We start from the raw sequence: 466 nt of genomic DNA on the forward strand, positions 1-466 counted from the left end.
CCGTCGGTGGGCAAGTGGATGATCGCGATCGGCGAGCAGCTGTTCGGGGTGCAGAGCTCCTTCGGGTGGCGGTTCTCCTCGGCGCTGTTCGGCACGCTGTGCGTGCTCCTCGTCGCGCGGGCCACCCGCCGACTGCTCGGGTCCACGCTGCTCGGCACCACCGCGGGCCTGCTCCTGGCGGTGGACGGGCTGTCGCTGGTGATGAGCCGCACCGGGATCCTCGACGTCTTCCTGGCGTTCTGGGTGCTGGTGGCGTTCTCGCTCCTGCTCCTCGACAGGGACTGGATGCGCCGCCGCCTGGCGGCCGCCGTGGTGAGCGGCGCGGGCTGGCCGCGCCTGTGGTGGCGTCCGTGGCGCCTCGCGGCGGTGGTGGCGCTCGCGCTGTCGTGCGGTGTGAAGTGGTCGGGCCTGTACTTCACCGCGGCGTTCCTGGTGATGAGCGTGCTGTGGGACGTCGCGGCGCGGC

At 72.5% G+C, this 466-nt stretch carries 1 protein-coding gene; it reads left to right on the forward strand.

Going from position 1 to position 466, the window contains the following annotated elements; genetic code table 11:
- The coding region (locus tag FHN55_RS21695; protein ID WP_139714493.1) for a phospholipid carrier-dependent glycosyltransferase at window positions 1-466 on the forward strand (466 nt) is incomplete at both ends.

It is taken from the genome of Streptomyces sp. NP160 (assembly GCF_006335115.1).
GTDB lineage: Bacteria > Actinomycetota > Actinomycetes > Actinomycetales > Quadrisphaeraceae > Quadrisphaera.